Source organism: Bacillus sp. EKM420B (assembly GCF_011065565.1).
Lineage (GTDB): Bacteria > Bacillota > Bacilli > Bacillales > Bacillaceae > Bacillus > Bacillus velezensis.
Genome location: NZ_JAAMNX010000020.1, coordinates 1 through 440, shown reverse-complemented (window position 1 = coordinate 440; position 440 = coordinate 1). Strand labels below are relative to the sequence as shown.

General features: G+C 60.2%; 1 protein-coding gene. It reads right to left on the bottom strand.

All coding sequences use genetic code 11. The features are described from left to right. The coding region (locus G9F48_RS19320; RefSeq protein WP_165409978.1) for a phosphopantetheine-binding protein at positions 1-440 on the bottom strand (440 nt) is incomplete at both ends.

Genomic DNA, 440 nt, shown 5'->3' with positions numbered 1-440 from the left:
TCCTGAATAACCGAAGCGAGCTCTTCCACCGTCGGCCGGGCGAAGATGTCCTGTAACGGCACCTGAACACCGAACTCTTTGGCGATGCGGGAGACGAGAGCCGTCGCTTTTAACGAATGGCCTCCCCGCTCAAAAAAGTGATCCCGGATGCCGACGGGGCCGTTTTTCAGCACCTCTTCCCAAAGGGCGCAAAGCTTCATTTCCGTGACGTTCCGCGGTGCGGTGTACGCTTGTCTGCCTGCCGCTCCGTCAGGAGCCGGCAGCGCGCGGCGGTCAAGCTTTCCGCTCGGCGTGACCGGCCACTCGCTCATCTCTATAAACTGAGCCGGCATCATGTAGGCCGGAAGACGTTTCGCAAGCTCCGCCCGCACGTCATCGCTTTTTCGTCCTTCAATATAGGCGTAAAGTGCGGTTTCGCCGTGTTCGGTCCGGGCGGTGAC